This is a genomic window from Sphingobium sp. ZW T5_29 (assembly GCF_044987515.1).
In the GTDB taxonomy this organism is placed as follows: domain Bacteria; phylum Pseudomonadota; class Alphaproteobacteria; order Sphingomonadales; family Sphingomonadaceae; genus Sphingobium.
The window spans coordinates 144,693-161,313 of the sequence record NZ_JBJDRM010000009.1 but is presented as its reverse complement, the minus strand read 5'-3'; the positions used below and the strand labels follow the sequence as shown (position 1 = coordinate 161,313).

Genomic DNA, 16,621 nt, shown 5'->3' with positions numbered 1-16,621 from the left:
CTGCCTCAGGGGTCCGGCGTAAGTTGGGTTTCGATTGTGCCATTGGATTGCGGAAGGGTGACGGGCAGCGTGATGCGGCGCGTTTGACCACCGCCAATCAGTCCATAGCCGATCGACTGCTGAAGTTCCGGCCCGCTCAGCTGCTTGCGAAATATCTCACGCCCGTCAGGCGCAAACTGGACGACACGAACCCGGCCGCGCGAAAGATAGCCGTGCGCCGCCGATTCATTCGTCACCGTGATGACCGGCACCGGGGCGGCTTCAGCATTCTTGCCGATTTCGGATGATGCGACCGTCATCGTTGGCTTTGCGCCATTTGCAGCGATGCTCACGAGCACCTGGAAATTATAGAGCAACTGGATGTTCGACCGGCTATCCCCCGTCTGCACCGGAAGCTGTGCCACCGTCACGAAAAAATGCTTGCTCTTCGCCAGTGCAGGATCGCCCACATATTGGACGCGGAAATTCTGTCGCTGACCCGGCTGAATCAATGCCTGGGGGGGGAAAACCGCCAGCTCGCCGCTATCCTTGCCGGTCGGCTTCACGCCATCGGGGGTAAGGTCCAGCGTTTCGATGCGCAACTCCACCGGCAGTGGCTTGTCAAAGCTGTTTTCGACCGTGATCACTTGGCTCATACCACGGCCCGATGTCGTCAGATCGATCACCACTGGCTGGACGGTCATGGCTTCAGCAGCCGTTGACAGGCCCAACATCGCCACACATGCCAGGAGCGCGGTGGCGAAGGATCTATGCTGCAATATCAAGGACCAGCTCCTCCCGCTTATCATTGATCGACCGCTATCGGTGGTAAGACGATGAACTTGTGAACAGTTTCCGCCAAGCAGAAAAGCCGTAACTGTGTAGATGTTCATCCAGAAACGAGCAATTTGCGATGAAACGTTATTGCGGCAGGCAAACGGTCACGTCACCATCCTCCGGCGGAGGCTGCGGCGAACTCCCCATCCGTTCATATTCCGCCGCGAGAAACAGGAGATCGGCGCGCTCGGCCGGTTCGGCATCGATCGCTCGGACGCGAAGTTCCGCCGCCAATGCTATGGGATTTTGCGATTCCATGCCCGAAGCCAATCCTTAGGCGGGCCTGTAATTCAGACCCGCCCATTTAAGTGATCAAGCGGCTGGAGCGACCGTGATTTCGACCTTGCCCGCATAAGTGCCCGCATCAAGGATTGCCGCTGAGTCCGCGGTCATCCCGCTGCCGACGGTCAGCGATACGTTGTTCGAAACCGCCGCGAGGCGATCACCCACCTGCGCCGAGGTTGCGCCCGAGCTGAGCGACTGGTCGGCCACCGTGGCGCTGCCGCCCTTGGCTCCTGTCGCAACTACCGTAGCCGTATAGTGAACGGTGTTGGTGTAGCCATTGGGCGAATTGGTCGCTGCCGCGTTCACCAGCGGCTTCGCCTCGACCGATACTTTGGGGTTGGCGCCGTTGCACTTGATGGTGAAGTTGCGGCTAAGTCCGCCGGTGTTGCCGGCAAATGCCGGGTCGACCGTGCCGTCGGCTTTGGCCAGTTCGCCCAGCGTGATGCTGCCGCTGATCGGTGTGACGGCCGAGCAGCGCGCCGCAACGGTCCCGCTAACATCAACCGATCCGCTGGCCTGCGCGAAGGCAGGAGCCACTGTCACAGCCGAACCGATCAGCAGGGCGGAAACAAGCAGGTTCTTCATTTCGTATCTCCAGAAAAAGGTTCGGGTTCCATGTGCCCCGGTGAGATTGGAGATACAGCCGGTCATCGCCCGAACCCATTTAGCGGGCAGCAAAAACAGGCCTAACTTCAGGAAGAAGATATTATATCGGACGATATAAGGAAGCGGCCTAAAGCCCGGCGCAACTGCTCGCGGCGGCGGCTGACACGATCGGGGTGAAGGTGATGCTGATCGTATCGGCATAATTAGGCGCTGGCGTTTTGCCCGCGCCGCCTTCCTTTAGAATCGCGCGCAGCGGTAACATGCCCGCCTCCCCACCGATCCCCGCGCGCGCGCAGGTGCGCGTTCCGAAGGAGGCATTGGAAGTAACTTCCTGACCAAGAAAACGTGCGCTGTAGCGGATGGTCTGCGCTGAATTCGCCAGACTTCCACCGGGGAAAGTCAGCCGAAAATCATTCTGGGAACGCACCTGCACTTCGAACGGGCCGGAACTGCGCACTCTCAATGAATTGGCCGACGACGTCGTATAACGATCCGGTGCGGCCTGAACCTGAGCGGTCGTGATGTCTCCAATTTCCCCGAAATCAAGCGCGGCCCCGGCGTAATAGGCCTGAAGCGCGCTCACCGTGTTGACGTTGATCCTGATCGCGCCAACGTCGCGGGTCGGCACCGGGACGCTCTGCATCCCACCCTCGCCGGAACAGATGTAAAGCATATCAAGAATTATCGGCTCCCCGGCCGAAAGGTCCGTACCTGGCGGCACCGTGACTCGCAAGTTCAGCGGCGTCGATAGATCCGAAGCGAGGAGATTGCCGAAATCATAGCGTATCTCTCCAGCAGCGCCCGCGCCATTATCCTTTGCATCCAACGACCGGGGACGCCCTGCAGTGGCGCCTTCGGAATAAAGCACCTTATAGCCCTTATATGTCACGTCGATCGGCGGCGTTCCCGATGGTGCCGTCAACACCAGGCTTACCTCGTTCGTACGGCCCAGGATCAACCCGCGATTCCGCCGGAGGATCAGTGGAACGGTCACTTCGGACAGGCCTGCGGGCGAAAAGGGATCATATGTGATGCTGGCCGGAGCAGTCGCGTTGCCGGTGACGCCGCAGACAGACGACAATTGTGATTGCGCCGCTGCCGGAGAAGTCAGGGCGATCGCGCCCACCAATCCTGAAACTGCAAGTCCCCTCTGCCAACGCATCACAGCTGCGGTGATACGGTGATCTCCCAAGCCATGGGCGCCGGCTGCCCGTTCGAAACTGGACGCAGTTCCTGGTCCGGGTTGAGCATATGAATGTGCGACTGGAGCGCCGGACGCGCCTGATTGCAGATTGCCTGGCCCTGCGCCCCAAACGCCTGAACCGGCGCTGGCTTCGCGACCCAGCATCGTGGCGCGACATATCCCTGAATGTCGAACCGCGACCCCTGTTGCGCTCTGGCCGACGAAGGGGCGATGGCGAGCAGGATAAGTGCCGCCACCGCGCGCCTGGAAGGGTTGATCAAGCCGAAGCCAGGTTGGAAGGAGTTCCGCGTCATATGGGATCATGACATGCCTTCCATAGATGAATAATCACTCATTCTGGATACTTAGCAAGATTTTAAGGACTAACGCTAACGGTGATCGACAATGTATCGACATAGCGACCAGCGACCAGCGTCTCGGTCCCTGCATAGGCAGGCGCGCTGATCCTGAGATAGGATCCATTCGTTTTGGTGGAGGCACCCGCGAGACGCAGGCCAGTTGCGTTACCCGCTGTTCCGGCGAAGCTGCACCCCCCGCCCGCCGCAAGCGCGGATGCTTCGCATGAGGCCGAAGCGCTCGTGCCATTGTCCGCCACCATGCGCAACGCGACCTGATAGGGCGCCTTGCTGCTGTATCCCAGGCCAGTCGATGCGGCGTTCGTCATGCCGCCATTCGCAGATGACACAGCGATGCGCGATGCGCCGCTGCAGTTGAGCTGGATCGCGAAATCCTTTGAAAAGCCGCTCTGGTCGAAATCCGCCTGGTCGATGCTGCCCGACGGAGCACCTCCGGTTGCAAAGCCGCAGCGCCCTTGCACCGACGCTCGCACCTCCACACCCACGGTGATGCTGTTCACTGCGCCCTGACCTACGGCGTAGGCGGTGACCTCGGCGCGCGCAGGCTGGCTGCCAGCGCAAAGCGCCGCCACCATCGCCATACCGAACACCACAAGCTGCTTCATCATCCGCCTATCAGGGGGCGGTCAAACACCGCCGGTCTGATGGTCAGATGCACCACGCGCCGGGCGCGGACCATTCAACCGGTGGCAAGAAGCGCGTTTACCATCGGCTGAAAGGCCTATTCCGTTCGGTATATATTCAGGCGTCGCGTCCCTGGGCGAGCAGGATAAGTTCGGTCCGGCCGCGCACGCCCAGCTTTTCGAAAACCTTGTGAAGATGGACCTTCACGGTCCCTTCGGTCAGCCCCAGTTCGTCGGCGATTTCCCTGTTGCGCAAACCCCGTTGCGCCAAGGAAGCGACCGCTCGTTCGCGCCCGCTCAGCATTTCGAACGGGTCGCGCGGCCCATCGGGTGACATCGCCAGAAGCATGGCGCGTTGCATGATTTCCTGGTCGAGCCACCGCCGCCCCTGCATGACAGTTTCAAGGCAGATGAGCAGGTCGCGGGGCGCAGTCGACTTGATGACGATGCCATTCACGCCCAGTTGCATCGCCTCTTTTGTGGCCTGGTCGTTGATGCCGCCGGTCAGCAGCACAACGGGCCTGTTGTCGCCCCGGTTGCGGATCGTGCGCAAAACGTCCAGCCCGGTCCGTTCAGGCATGCTGTTGTCAAGGATCAGCATATCCGGCCGCACCGTCGAAAGCGCGTCCAGCGCTGCGGTGCCGTTACTGACGGTGGCGACCACCTCAAAATTCGTCTTGTCGAGCAGGATGTTGATCCCGGCAAGCGTAAGGGGATCATCCTCTGCCACAAGCACCTTCGTCATTGCGACCTCATTCGTTTATTTTTCTGATAACAATGCCTTATCATCGAAATTCAACCCCGGTCCAGTGGAGGAGTTGCACAGGGTGAATTGCGCGATCGTGGATTTCGTCTTCCCGTAGAGAAAGGAATTCGCGGTGGACCCTTCTGTTGCGGCAGTCGTTAGACAGGCTCCCAACACAGGAGCACCCCATGAGCAACGATAGTACGATCAGCACTTTGAACAGCCTGATCAAGACAACGCTGGACAGCATGAAGGGCTTCAAGGACGCAGCGCAGGATGCCGAGAGCACTCAGTTTTCATCGATGTTCGCAGACTTCGCGCGCGAACGCAGCGAGGTGGCGACCCAGCTTCAGGCAGAGGTTCGCCGACTGGGTGGCAATCCAGAGGATGACAGCAGCCTTCTCGCTGCCGCGCATCGCACCTTCATGGATCTGAAACAGGCTTTCACCGGCAAGGATGACAAAGCGATCATCCAAGAGGTCGAGCGCGGTGAGGATTACATCAAGGGCAAATTCGAGGCCGCGCTAAAAGACGCCGACCTCGACCCCTCGGCCCGATCAGTTGTGGAACGCGCCTATCAGTCGGTAAAGACCGGTCATGACCGCGCCAGCGCCCTGAAGCACAGCATGGAATAAGGTTGAAGGGCCGCTTGGGAACAGGCGGCCCATCCCATTCCTTTCAACGATGGTTTTGCGTACTGTTCCGCATCTGTCGCAAGAACGGCAGGCATTTTCAACATTATCGGGCGGTTGTTTTTTCGCATCCTCGCCCTGAAATGAGGAACGCGGTCGCCCGCCCGCTAGTTGCGCCTCAATCATTTCAGGAGGCTCAGTATGGCCGCCCGTGAAAACGACTGTGAGATGATCGATGGGATGGGAGCCGCTCAGTCCAGATCCGGTTGAAGGCGTACGGGGCGACGACCTTCCGGCCTACGTCGCTAATGGCCTCGTCGGCCTTCGCGTACGTGAGGTTCCGATGTTGCCGGGTTCCGCCATCGTTAATGGCGTGGTGGGCCTGCATGTCGAGGAGCCGGTCGAGGCTGCCGTCCCCATCCCCTATCCGCTTGCCGCCGACATAGGCGTCGGGGAGACTTGGCTGACCGAACAGCCCTGGTTTATCAGCGATGCGACACAGCGATATGATTTTGCCACAGGGGAACTGCTCAGCGCGCTTGCATTTCATGTGGGGGAGGTTGCGCTCCGCGTAGAGGTACTGACCTTCGCCAGCCGTAGTGACCCTGCACTTGTTCTGCAACGCACGGAATTAATGGCCGAAAGTCCATGTACGGTCCGGCTCCGGGCGGGGATTGCGACGGCGGGTTCGCGCGGGCGCGCGAATGAGCGGAAGGTGGGTGAACAAACGGCTTCGGGCGAAGGCGCGATGCTTTGGGTGCCGGAGGGCACGTTCAGTTGCTGCGGCATCGCATTTCATAGCGAATGCCCGGAAGCCAAGGATGAGCCTTGCTTTCGGGAGAAGCACGGTTCGGGATCGCTGACCGCCGAATATTCGGTTGAGTTGAAGCGCGGCAGGACAGTGCGGCTGGAGCAGATCGCTGCCCTCGTTCCTTCCCTCGTCCATCATAGCCCCATGGACGAGGCCGTTCGGCGGCTTGCCAAGGGCAGAGAGCTGGGTTTTGACCAGTTGCGAGACCTCAATCGGGAAAGCTGGCGGCAGTTGTGGCAGAGCCGGATAGTCGTTGATGGCGCGAGCTCGGATCATCAACGTCTGATCGACGCGGGATTCTTCTATCTCAACAGCTCCGCGCACAGGTCATCGCCCGCTGCGACTTCGATGTTCGGGCTCGCAAGCTGGCCCAATTACAATTATTATTTTGGCCATGTGATGTGGGATATCGACGCCTTCTGCGTCCCGCCCCTGTTGCTGGTCCAGCCCACGGCCGCGCGCAGCCTGCTCGATTTTCGCGCCCGCCATGTCGATGCTGCGCGCATGTATGCAATGCTCGACAACAAGGATGGACTGCGTTTCCCTTGGGAAGCCGCGCCGCGTTCGGGCGAGGAGGCGACGCCCGGTGCCGGATCGGGTGCGGCACATGCGGCCCATGTGTCGCTGCATGTCGCGCGCGCCTTTGCGCTCCATGCCGAGGCGGTGCGTGATGTGCGCTATCTGAGAGAGAAGGGCTGGCCGATATTGTCGGGCGTGGCGGATTGGCTGGCGTCCCGGCTGACGCAGACGACGCGTGGCTTTGAACTGTTGCGGGCGACTGGGCCCGCCGAAGTGCTCGATCCGCCCGACAATGACAGCTTCACGCTGATGACGGCTTATGACCTGCTGCAACGGACTATCCGCATCGGTCTGTCGATCGGGGAGGACGTGCCCGCCATCTGGTGCGATATGGCGGACAGCCTTCATTTGCCGATCCGAAGCGACGGCGTCATCGCGTCGCATGAGGAATTCCGAGTCAGCGAGGCCAAGGGAGCGACGCCTTCGCCGCTCGCTGGCCTGTTCCCGATGAACTATCCGGCGACCGGTCGGCAGGAGGAGGCGACGCTGGGCCTGTTTCTGTCACATTGGCCAGATTATGTGGGATCGCCGATGTTGCCCGCTTTCTATCCGGTTTGGGCAGCGATGCGGGGGGACCGGGCGCTGGCGCTGAAGTTGTTTGAGGCAGGCTATGCCGCCTATGACAAGGGGCGGTTTCACCAATGTCTGGAGTATCGGGAGGACCATCCGGACTCCAAGGTGCCTGCAGGCCCCTTTATGGCGAATATCGGCGGGATGCTGATGACGATGCTGCTCGGTTTGCCAGGGATCGAGATTTCGGATGCTGATCCGTCGGATTGGGGACGTCGCCCTGTGATCCTGCCTTCAGGGTGGAAAAGCATAACCGTGGATCAGCTGTGGGTTGGGGGGACGCCGATGCGGATGGAAGCCATGCATGGGGCGGCGCGAGCTCGGCTTCTCAAGGCATGACAGCTCCACGTCCCTGCCTCTTGGCTTTGCAGATCTAGGATGAACCTGATGTCGGCCGGAAACTAGCCGTCATTTTGCGAGGGCGGGAGCTGCGGCACAACTCAGCATGGCGGCGGCGGAGAGATGCAGATAGAAGCAGGCACGCATGTTATAGGTATTTCCATGAAGAAAAGTAGATGATACATATGCATCATGAGTTTGCCCGCGACCAGCCTTTGGCTTGCCCTTTTGCACCAGCTACCTGCAAAACCACCTTATTTACGCGTCAAGATCTGGCGGCGGCTGCAAGCAATTGGCGCAGTACCGCTCAAGAACGCGGTCCATGTCCTTCCCCGATCGCCTGAGGCTGAAGCGGCATTCCTCGACCTGCTGAACGAAATCATCTCAAGCGGCGGCGAAGCTACCCTCATAGAAGCGCGCCTGCTTGCCGGGCAGTCTGACGCTGATGTCCGCACATTTTTCGATACCGCCCGCGACGCTGATTATGAAGACATCGCGCAAGCTGCACGGCGCCTTATCGAGACAGGACCCGCGAGCGGTCCAGATATAGCAAAATTGCAGAAGCGCCTTGAAGAAGTAGGCAGGCTCGACTTTTTCGGCTCACACGGTCGACAGGAGGCTGAAGCCGCCCTCGCGGAGCTTGATCGGCAGCGTTACCAGCATCCCGACGTCAGCCGCAGCGACCCGCTGGCTCACACGGAAACCGCCGATCTAACCGGCCGGACCTGGGTGACGCGCGCCGGAGTTCATGTCGATCGCATCGCCTGCGCCTGGTTGATCCGCCGCTTCATCGACCCTGATGCTGAATTCAAATTCGTCGCAAGCCGCCACTATGACCCCGTGCTTGGCGAGCTGCGCTTTGACATGGTCGATGCCGAGTTCACCCATGAGGAAGACCGGTGCAGCTTCGAGACCCTATTGCTGCGCGCCAATTTAAGCGACGATCCTGCACTAGTGGCGATCGGCGAAATAATTCACGAACTCGACATTGCCGATGGCAAATTCGCGCGTCCCGAGACAGCAGGCGTAGGCGCCATGCTGTCAGGCGTGTGTGCTTCGACCGATGATGACCTTCAGCGCATCGCCATGGCGAGCGCCGCGCTCGACCAATTCCACTCCTTCTTCAGCAACAGAAAGACGGATCGATGACCGCAAGTGCATCTTCCATCGCCCGTGCGGAAGCACCTTCCGGTGATCATGGTATACCCCTGAATGAAGCAACGCGCGTATGGGCGCGGATCGCGGCCCTAAGCTTCGGCGGACCGGCCGGGCAAATCGCCGTCATGCACCGCATCCTCGTCGAAGAGAAACGCTGGATAGGTGAGGAACGGTTCCTGCATGCGCTGAACTATTGCATGCTGCTGCCGGGACCTGAGGCGCAGCAGCTTGCAATCTACATCGGCTGGCTGCTGCACAAGACCAAGGGTGGCCTGATTGCGGGCGCGCTGTTCGTGCTCCCTGGGTTTCTTGCGATATTAGGCCTCAGCTATATCTATGTCCTGTTCGGCCATGTTTCGCTGATCGAGGGACTTTTCTTCGGCCTAAAGGCTGCCGTGCTCGCCATAGTGGTACAGGCTGTGGCCCGCGTCGGGTCACGGGCGCTGAAAAATAATGTGATGCGCGGCATAGCAGTCGCTGCCTTTGTCGGGATCTTCTTTCTTGACGCGCCGTTCCCGGTAATCGTGTTCGCGGCAGGTTTAGCCGGGTATCTCGGCGGTCGTAGCGGCTTGCCTCAATTCAGGGGTGGGAGCGGTCACGGCGCTGCTGTCGGCGAAGTCATTCATGACCGGGATACGGCGCTCGGTGAAACCTTGCCTGAGCATGCGAAGCCCAATTATGGCTGGTCGCTGCGGATCTGCTTGGCGCTGCTCCTGCTATGGCTCGCGCCGGTACTGGGGCTATTCCTGGCGCTTGGACCCGATGATGTATTTTCGCGCATCGCGAGCTTCTTCAGCCAGATGGCGGTTGTCACTTTCGGCGGCGCCTACGCAGTGCTCGCCTATGTCGCTCAGGAAGCCGTGGATAGCTTCGGCTGGCTTCGCCCAGGTGAGATGCTTGATGGACTCGGCATGGCGGAAACAACGCCCGGCCCACTGATCATGGTGACCCAGTTCGTTGGCTTTCTCGCGGCATTCCGTGATGCGGGTTCGCTCTCGCCGCTGGTAGCGGCTACCTTGGGCGCAATCCTCACCACCTGGGTGACCTTTGTCCCCTGCTTCCTCTGGATCTTCGCGGGCGCGCCGTTCATTGAAAGGCTGCGCGGGAACAAGGCGCTTTCTTCGGCGCTGACCGCCATCACCGCTGCGGTTGTCGGCGTGGTCCTCAATCTTGCCCTCTGGTTTGCCATCCACACGCTTTTCGGGGAGGTTCGCGCCGTGGCAACGCCAACGGGGTCGCTCGACGTGCCCGTGCTGGGTTCGATCAACATATCCGCAACCTTGCTGTCGATCGGCGCCCTGATCGCGGTGTTCCGCTTCAAGATCGGCGTGTTGCCTGTGCTCGGTGCCTGCGCAGCGATCGGCGCTGCCTATGTCCTTCTGGCCTGAACTGGAGCCTGCAATGACCGATTGCCGCTGCGCTGTCCGGCGACTATCGCCTGCACAGTCTGGTGCTTTGCTGTACAAAGGACCGATGTTCGCTTCTCAAGTGCGGAAGGCCCGGTTCCAACTGACGAGGGGCCTTGATCTTACAAAGGCCCCCCGTTCAGGAGGATGAAGAACCCCTCACAGCATTGATCACTTGGCGCCAGGCCTCAGCGTGGAAGATGACTTTCGCCCATGAGGTGCAAGTCAATGGCGCGCGCGCATTGCCGCCCCTCCCGGATCGCCCAGACTACGAGCGACTGCCCGCGGCGCATGTCTCCGCAAGCGAAGATGTCAGACTGGCTGGTCATATAATCCAGCACCGTGGCCTTTACATTGCCGCGCCCGTCCAATTCCACGCGCGATTGTTCGACCATGCCGGCCTTGCGCGGACCGACGAAGCCCATGGCCAGCAAGACGAGGTCCGCCTTCAGCTGGAACTCGCTGCCGGGGACTTCCTGTATCTTGCCATCGACCCATTCGACCCGCACGCATTCCAACGCCTCGATCTGCCCGTTCTGGCCGATCGCACGCTTGGTGGTGACGGCCCAATCGCGCTCGCACCCTTCCAGGTGAGAGGATGACGTGCGCAGCTTTAGCGGCCAGTGCGGCCAACTGAGCGTCTTGTCTTCCTTTTCCGGCGGCTTGGGCATGATTTCCAGCTGGGTCACGGACGCCGCGCCCTGGCGGTTGGACGTGCCGACGCAATCGGATCCGGTATCGCCGCCGCCGATCACGACGACATGCTTGCCCTTGGCCGACAGGGTGCCGCGCGGCGCGGCGCGCAGTTCGTCGTCGCCCGCATTGCGCTTGTTCTGCTGGGTCAGGAATTCCATCGCCAGCCGCACGCCGGCCAGTTCGCTGCCCGGAATGTCCAGCGTGCGCGGATGCTCCGCGCCGCCGGCCAGCGCCACCGCATCGTAATTGCTGCGCAGGGCCTCCATCGAAATCGCGACGCCGACTTCGGTCGACGTTTTGAACTCCACCCCTTCCGCTTCCATCTGCTGGGCGCGGCGGTTGATGAGGTGCTTTTCCATTTTGAAGTCGGGAATGCCGTAGCGCAGCAGGCCGCCGACGCGGTCATTCTTCTCGAACACTGTGACCGTGTGGCCCGCGCGGGCAAGCTGCTGCGCGCAGGCAAGGCCAGCCGGGCCGGAACCGACGACAGCGACCCGCTTGCCGGTCTTGCGCGTGGGCAGCTGCGGCTCGATCCAGCCTTCGCGCCAGCCGCGATCGACTATCTCGCATTCAATCGATTTGATCGTGACAGGCGTGTCGACAATATTCAGCGTGCAGCTTGCCTCGCACGGGGCGGGGCAGACGCGGCCGGTGAATTCAGGGAAGTTGTTGGTGCTGTGCAGCGTCTCCAGCGCCGTTTTCCAATCATCCTCATAGACCAGATGGTTCCAGTCCGGGATGATGTTGTTCACCGGACAGCCATTATGGCAAAAGGGGATGCCGCAGGCCATGCAACGCGCGGCCTGATCGTGGATTTCTTGCTTCGACAGCGGAACGACGAACTCATTCCAGTGCTTCAAACGCTCCTCCGGCGCGGTGTAGCTGCGGTCCTTACGCTCAACCTCGAGGAAACCTGTGGGCTTGCCCAAACTCTTTCTCCAAACTTCGATATTCTGTCGCGAAAGGGGGAAGCGCCGCTTCCCCCGGACGATCACTCGGCGGCTACGGGAGCCACGGCGAGCCGTTCGTCCTCCATGCTTTGCAGGGCGCGGCGATAGTCCTTCGGCATCACGCGCACGAACTTGCCCAACGTGCCCTGCCAATCGGCCAGCAGCTCAGCCGCCCGTTCCGATCCGGTGTAGAGCTTGTGCCGTTCCAGCAGGACGCGCAGGCGGTCCGCATCATGGCGCAGCATGTCGCCCATGCCCCAATCATGCACATCGACGCCGCGTTGCAGCGGACGGCCAAGGCCATCGTCGTCCGACGCCGTCGCAGGGACCGGATCAACATCGACCATCGCCGCATTGACTTTGGACCGGAAGCTGCCGTCCGGGTCATAGACATAGGCCACGCCGCCCGACATGCCCGCCGCAAAGTTGCGCCCGGTCTGTCCCAGCACAACGACCACGCCGCCGGTCATATATTCGCAGCCATGGTCGCCCACGCCCTCGACGACCGCGATCGCGCCCGAATTGCGGACGGCGAAACGCTCGCCGCCGACGCCCCGGAAGAAGGCTTCGCCCGAAATCGCGCCGTACAACACCGTGTTGCCGACGATGATGTTTTCGGTCGGAACGCGCTTTGCATCCTCCGGCGGACGAACGATGATGCGGCCGCCCGACAGGCCCTTGCCGACATAGTCATTGGCGTCGCCGGTCAGGTCGATCGTCACGCCATGCGCCAGGAACGCGCCGAAGCTTTGGCCAGCAACGCCCTCGAACTTCACATGGATGCTGTTGTCGGGCAGGCCTGCATGACCGTGGCGACGCGCCACTTCACCCGACAGCATCGCGCCAACGGTGCGATTCACGTTGCGGATCGGCCGTTCGATGCGGACAGGGGTGCGGCTTTCCAGCGCATCCTGCGCCGCCTTGATCAGGTCCTGATCGAGAGCGGCGTCGAGGCCATGGTCCTGCCCTTCGGTGTTGCGTAGCGTCAGGCCCTTGTCTGGCTCGACCTGGTGCAGCAGGCGAGAAAGGTCGACGCCCTTCGCCTTCCAGTGGCTGATCGCCTTGCGCATGTCGAGCTTGTCGACGCGACCCACCATTTCGTCAATCGTGCGGAAGCCGAGCTGGGCCATGATGCCCCGCAGCTCTTCCGCGACGAAGAAGAAATAGTTGATCACATGCTCGGGCTGGCCGGTGAAGCGCTTGCGCAGCACGGGGTCCTGCGTGGCGACGCCCACGGGGCAGGTGTTGAGGTGGCATTTGCGCATCATGATGCAGCCTGCCGCGATCAGCGGGGCGGTCGCAAAGCCGAACTCGTCGGCACCCAGCAGCGCGCCGATGGCAACGTCGCGACCGGTGCGCAGGCCGCCATCGACCTGCACGGCGATGCGGGTGCGCAGACCGTTCAGCAGCAGCGTCTGCTGCGTTTCGGCAAGGCCGATTTCCCAAGGCGAACCCGCATGAGTCAGCGACGTCAGCGGCGAAGCGCCGGTGCCGCCTTCATAGCCCGAAATCGTCACATGATCCGCGCGCGCCTTCGAAACCCCCGCCGCGACCGTGCCAACGCCGACTTCGGAGACCAGCTTCACCGAGATACGCGCGCCGGGATTGACGTTCTTTAAATCGTGGATCAGCTGCGCCAGGTCCTCGATCGAATAGATGTCATGGTGCGGGGGCGGCGAGATGAGGCCGACACCCGGCGTCGAGTGACGGGTCTTGCCGATGGTCTTGTCGACCTTATCGCCCGGCAACTGGCCGCCTTCGCCCGGCTTTGCGCCCTGTGCCATCTTGATCTGCACGTCATCGGCATTGACCAGATATTCGGTCGTGACGCCAAAGCGGCCCGAAGCGACCTGCTTGATCGCCGACCGCATGGAATCGCCGTTCGGCAGCGGCTTGAACCGGATCGGGTCCTCGCCACCTTCGCCGGTGTTCGACTTGCCGCCGATCCGGTTCATGGCCATCGCCAGGGTGGTATGCGCCTCCCAGCTGATGGAGCCATAGCTCATCGCGCCGGTGGCGAAGCGCTTCACGATCGCGCTTGCCGGTTCGACCTCGTCGAGCGGGATCGCTGTGTCGGCGAACTTGAAGTCCATCAGGCCGCGAATGGTCAGCAGGCGCTCATTCTGCTCGTTGATGGAGGCGGCGAAGGCTTCATATTCCTTCGGATTATTGCCGCGCACCGCATGCTGAAGCGATGCGACGCTCTGCGGCGTCCAGGCATGTTCCTCGCCGCGCACGCGATAGGCATAGGCGCCGCCGACATCCAGCATGTTGCGGTAGATCGGATTGTCGCCATAGGCTTCGCGATGGCGGCCCACCGTCTCCTCGGCGATCTCGCTGAGACCGATGCCCTCGATAGTCGTCGCGGTGCCGGTGAAATAGCGCTCCAGGAACGCCGAATTGAGGCCAATCGCGTCAAAAATCTGCGCGCCACAATAGCTCTGATAGGTCGAAATGCCCATCTTGGACATGACCTTCAGGATGCCCTTGCCGACAGCCTTGATATAGTTTTTCTGAACCTCGTAGGCTGACAGCGGCAGGTTCTGCTTCTGGCGGATCTGCTCGAGCGTCTCGAAGGCGAGATAGGGGTTCACCGCCTCGGCGCCATAACCTGCGAGCACGCAGAAATGATGCACCTCGCGCGCTTCACCGGTCTCGACCACCAGGCCGGTCTGCATGCGCAGCCCCTGGCGGATGAGGTGATGATGCACCGCCGCCGTCGCCAGCGCGGCGGGAATGGCGATCCGCTCGGCCGACACGGCCCGATCGGACAGGATCAGGATGTTCTGGTCGGCCAGAACCGCCTCGGTCGCCTGATTGCAGATGCGCTCGATTGCGCGCTCCAGCCCGCCTGCGCCATCAGTCGCGGGCCAGCTGATGTCTATCGTCTGCGTTCGGAACGCGCCGTCCATCGCGTCGTGGATGCTGCGTATCTTGGCGAGATCGGCGTCGGTCAGCACCGGCTGCGCGGCCTCCAGCCGCTTGTGCGTGCCGGCATGGTGGCCGAGCAGGTTCGGGCGCGGGCCGATCATCGACACCAGGCTCATCACCAGTTCCTCGCGGATCGGGTCGATCGGCGGGTTGGTGACCTGGGCGAAATTCTGCTTGAAATAATCGTAGAGCAGCCGCGACTTTTGGCTGAGTACCGCGATCGGCGTGTCGACGCCCATCGACCCGATTGGGTCCTCGGCGTTGCGCGCCATCGGCTCCAGGAATTTCAGCAGGTCTTCCTGCGTATAGCCGAACGCCTGCTGGCGATCGAGCAGCGCGGCGGCATCGTTGCCGCGCGCCCGCAGTAGTTCCTCGCCCAGAGAGGCGGGCAGCTCCTCCAGCTTATACTGCGTTTCCTTAAGCCAATCGTCATAGGGATGGGCCAGCGCGAGCTGCGCCTTGATTTCCTCATCCTCGATGATGCGGCCCTGCTCCAGGTCGATGAGCAGCATCTTGCCCGGCTGCAACCGCCACTTGCGGACGATATTCTCATCCTTGAAGGGCAGCACGCCGCTTTCCGACGCCAGCACGATATGATCGTCGTCGGTGACGATGAAGCGCGCCGGACGCAGGCCGTTGCGGTCCAGCGTCGCGCCGATCTGACGGCCGTCGGTGAAGGCGATGGCGGCGGGGCCGTCCCATGGCTCCATCAGCGCGGCATAATATTCGTAGAACGCCTTGCGCTGGGGGTCCATCAGCGGATTGCCGGCCCAGGCTTCGGGGATCAGCATCATCACCGCCTGCGCCAGCGGATATCCGCCCGCGACCAGCAGTTCCAGCGCATTGTCCAGGCAGGCCGTGTCCGACTGGCCGTGCGGGATCAGCGGCCACATCTTGTCAAGATCGGCGCCCAGCAGCGGCGATTCGAGCGTGCGGCGGCGCGCGTTCATCCAGTTCACATTGCCGCGAACCGTGTTGATCTCGCCATTATGCGCGATGAAGCGATAGGGGTGCGCCAGCTTCCACGACGGGAAGGTGTTGGTCGAAAATCGCTGGTGGACCAGCGCCAGCGCCGACACGCAAAGCGGGCTGCGCAGGTCGTCATAGAAGCTGCCGACCTGATCGCACAGCAGCAGCCCCTTGTAGACGATCGTTCGCGTCGAGAAGGATGGCACGTAAAATTCCGCCAGGCTCTCCAGCCCCTGCTTCTCGGAGAGTTCCTTGAGCGGATTCTGTGTCTGCTTGCGAATCGCGAGCAGCTTGCGCTCGAACGCGTCCTGATCCTTGACGTTCGCGCCGCGGCCCACGAAGCACTGACGGATCGTCGGCATCTCGTCGAGTACGGTCTGCCCCAGCCCGTCCAATGTCACGGGAACGTCACGCCAGCCGAGTAGGATCTGACCTTCCTTGGCGATGAAGCGCTCCAACTGCTGCACGGCGGCCGCCTCGGCCTCCTTGTCGCGCGGCAGGAAACACATGGCGACGCCATAATCGCCCGGCTGCGGTAGATCGACGCCGACCCGGGCCGCCCAGTCGCGGAACAGCGAATCGGGAATCTGGATCAGGATGCCTGCACCGTCACCCACCAGGGGGTCTGCGCCCACCGCGCCACGGTGGTCGATATTGCGCAAAATTTCCAGGCCACGACTGACAATATCGTGGGTTTTTAACCCTTTGATATTGGCAATAAAGCCCACGCCGCATGCGTCATGCTCATTGCCAGGATCATATAAACCTTGTTTGCCCGGGTATGCCATTCAAGTTCCGTTCTGTGTCGCCGTTTCCGGGAGCCATACTTCCGCGGCGGACAATTGAATACCCATCGCGTGAATCTGCGCCAAATAGGCTAGGTGCCGACCGCCCCGTGCTCGGAAACGGAATAGGATCATTCCGATGGAATCAGGCAATGCCCAT

The 16,621-nt window shown here is 61.5% G+C and carries 13 protein-coding genes; 4 read left to right on the top strand and 9 right to left on the bottom strand.

Annotated elements, in window-relative coordinates; genetic code table 11:
* Window positions 1-5 precede the first annotated feature (5 nt).
* The 7 genes from ACI3KQ_RS09790 to ACI3KQ_RS09760 all read right to left on the bottom strand — a co-directional run bounded on the left by ACI3KQ_RS09790 (window position 6) and on the right by ACI3KQ_RS09760 (window position 4,635).
* On the bottom strand, window positions 6-683 hold the full coding sequence (locus tag ACI3KQ_RS09790; protein ID WP_404957109.1) for a fimbria/pilus periplasmic chaperone: 678 nt from the start codon (window positions 681-683) through the stop codon (window positions 6-8).
* A gap of 217 nt (window positions 684-900) precedes the next feature.
* Window positions 901-1,074: a hypothetical protein gene (locus tag ACI3KQ_RS09785; protein WP_404957107.1), complete on the bottom strand. Its 174-nt coding sequence runs from the start codon at window positions 1,072-1,074 to the stop codon at window positions 901-903.
* Window positions 1,075-1,128: 54 nt separating this feature from the next.
* The gene (locus ACI3KQ_RS09780; protein WP_404957105.1) at window positions 1,129-1,686 is read right to left on the bottom strand and encodes a hypothetical protein; all 558 of its coding nucleotides are present in this window, start codon (window positions 1,684-1,686) and stop codon (window positions 1,129-1,131) included.
* A gap of 148 nt (window positions 1,687-1,834) precedes the next feature.
* Window positions 1,835-2,833 carry a hypothetical protein gene (locus ACI3KQ_RS09775; RefSeq protein WP_404957104.1) on the bottom strand — a complete coding sequence of 333 codons (999 nt, stop codon included), beginning with the start codon at window positions 2,831-2,833 and terminating at the stop codon, window positions 1,835-1,837.
* Between the two features lie 35 nt (window positions 2,834-2,868).
* Window positions 2,869-3,147: a hypothetical protein gene (locus ACI3KQ_RS09770; protein ID WP_404957102.1), complete on the bottom strand. Its 279-nt coding sequence runs from the start codon at window positions 3,145-3,147 to the stop codon at window positions 2,869-2,871.
* A 119-nt stretch (window positions 3,148-3,266) separates the two neighbouring features.
* A complete protein-coding gene (locus ACI3KQ_RS09765) occupies window positions 3,267-3,875 on the bottom strand; it encodes a hypothetical protein (protein ID WP_404957100.1) in 609 nt (202 codons plus the stop codon).
* Between the two features lie 133 nt (window positions 3,876-4,008).
* Window positions 4,009-4,635: a response regulator gene (locus ACI3KQ_RS09760; RefSeq protein ID WP_404957098.1), complete on the bottom strand. Its 627-nt coding sequence runs from the start codon at window positions 4,633-4,635 to the stop codon at window positions 4,009-4,011.
* 188 nt (window positions 4,636-4,823) lie between these two features.
* Here ACI3KQ_RS09760 and ACI3KQ_RS09755 point away from each other — a divergent pair, with 188 nt between their 5' ends.
* The 4 genes from ACI3KQ_RS09755 (at window position 4,824) to chrA (ending at window position 10,112) form a co-directional block, all read left to right on the top strand.
* Window positions 4,824-5,270 (top strand): PA2169 family four-helix-bundle protein, encoded by a 447-nt coding sequence (locus tag ACI3KQ_RS09755; RefSeq protein WP_404957096.1) that lies wholly within the window; start codon window positions 4,824-4,826, stop codon window positions 5,268-5,270.
* A 232-nt stretch (window positions 5,271-5,502) separates the two neighbouring features.
* On the top strand, window positions 5,503-7,566 hold the full coding sequence (locus tag ACI3KQ_RS09750) for a hypothetical protein (RefSeq protein ID WP_404957094.1): 2,064 nt from the start codon (window positions 5,503-5,505) through the stop codon (window positions 7,564-7,566).
* Between the two features lie 192 nt (window positions 7,567-7,758).
* Window positions 7,759-8,715, top strand: a complete 957-nt coding sequence (locus ACI3KQ_RS09745; protein WP_404957092.1) for a chromate resistance protein ChrB domain-containing protein — start codon at window positions 7,759-7,761, stop codon at window positions 8,713-8,715.
* On the top strand, window positions 8,712-10,112 hold the full coding sequence (chrA, locus tag ACI3KQ_RS09740) for a chromate efflux transporter (RefSeq protein WP_404957090.1): 1,401 nt from the start codon (window positions 8,712-8,714) through the stop codon (window positions 10,110-10,112). Before ACI3KQ_RS09745 ends, chrA begins: the two co-directional genes overlap by 4 nt.
* A 206-nt stretch (window positions 10,113-10,318) precedes the next feature.
* Here the strand turns inward: chrA and ACI3KQ_RS09735 are convergent, their stop codons facing one another.
* Window positions 10,319-11,755: a glutamate synthase subunit beta gene (locus ACI3KQ_RS09735; protein WP_404957088.1), complete on the bottom strand. Its 1,437-nt coding sequence runs from the start codon at window positions 11,753-11,755 to the stop codon at window positions 10,319-10,321.
* Window positions 11,756-11,817: 62 nt separating this feature from the next.
* The gene (gene gltB, locus ACI3KQ_RS09730; RefSeq protein WP_404957086.1) at window positions 11,818-16,464 is read right to left on the bottom strand and encodes a glutamate synthase large subunit; all 4,647 of its coding nucleotides are present in this window, start codon (window positions 16,462-16,464) and stop codon (window positions 11,818-11,820) included.
* Window positions 16,465-16,621: the final 157 nt, after the last annotated feature.

Bases quoted from the DNA above. Each gene is read 5' to 3' on its own strand.
- ACI3KQ_RS09790 (WP_404957109.1), bottom strand. From the start codon at position 683: ATGACCGTCCAGCCAGTGGTGATCGATCTGACGACATCGGGCCGTGGT.
- ACI3KQ_RS09785 (WP_404957107.1), bottom strand. From the start codon at position 1,074: ATGGAATCGCAAAATCCCATAGCATTGGCGGCGGAACTTCGCGTCCGA.
- ACI3KQ_RS09780 (WP_404957105.1), bottom strand. From the start codon at position 1,686: ATGAAGAACCTGCTTGTTTCCGCCCTGCTGATCGGTTCGGCTGTGACA.
- ACI3KQ_RS09765 (WP_404957100.1), bottom strand. From the start codon at position 3,875: ATGATGAAGCAGCTTGTGGTGTTCGGTATGGCGATGGTGGCGGCGCTT.
- ACI3KQ_RS09760 (WP_404957098.1), bottom strand. From the start codon at position 4,635: ATGACGAAGGTGCTTGTGGCAGAGGATGATCCCCTTACGCTTGCCGGG.
- ACI3KQ_RS09755 (WP_404957096.1), top strand. From the start codon at position 4,824: ATGAGCAACGATAGTACGATCAGCACTTTGAACAGCCTGATCAAGACA.
- ACI3KQ_RS09750 (WP_404957094.1), top strand. From the start codon at position 5,503: ATGGGATGGGAGCCGCTCAGTCCAGATCCGGTTGAAGGCGTACGGGGC.
- ACI3KQ_RS09745 (WP_404957092.1), top strand. From the start codon at position 7,759: ATGAGTTTGCCCGCGACCAGCCTTTGGCTTGCCCTTTTGCACCAGCTA.
- chrA (WP_404957090.1), top strand. From the start codon at position 8,712: ATGACCGCAAGTGCATCTTCCATCGCCCGTGCGGAAGCACCTTCCGGT.
- gltB (WP_404957086.1), bottom strand. From the start codon at position 16,464: ATGGCATACCCGGGCAAACAAGGTTTATATGATCCTGGCAATGAGCAT.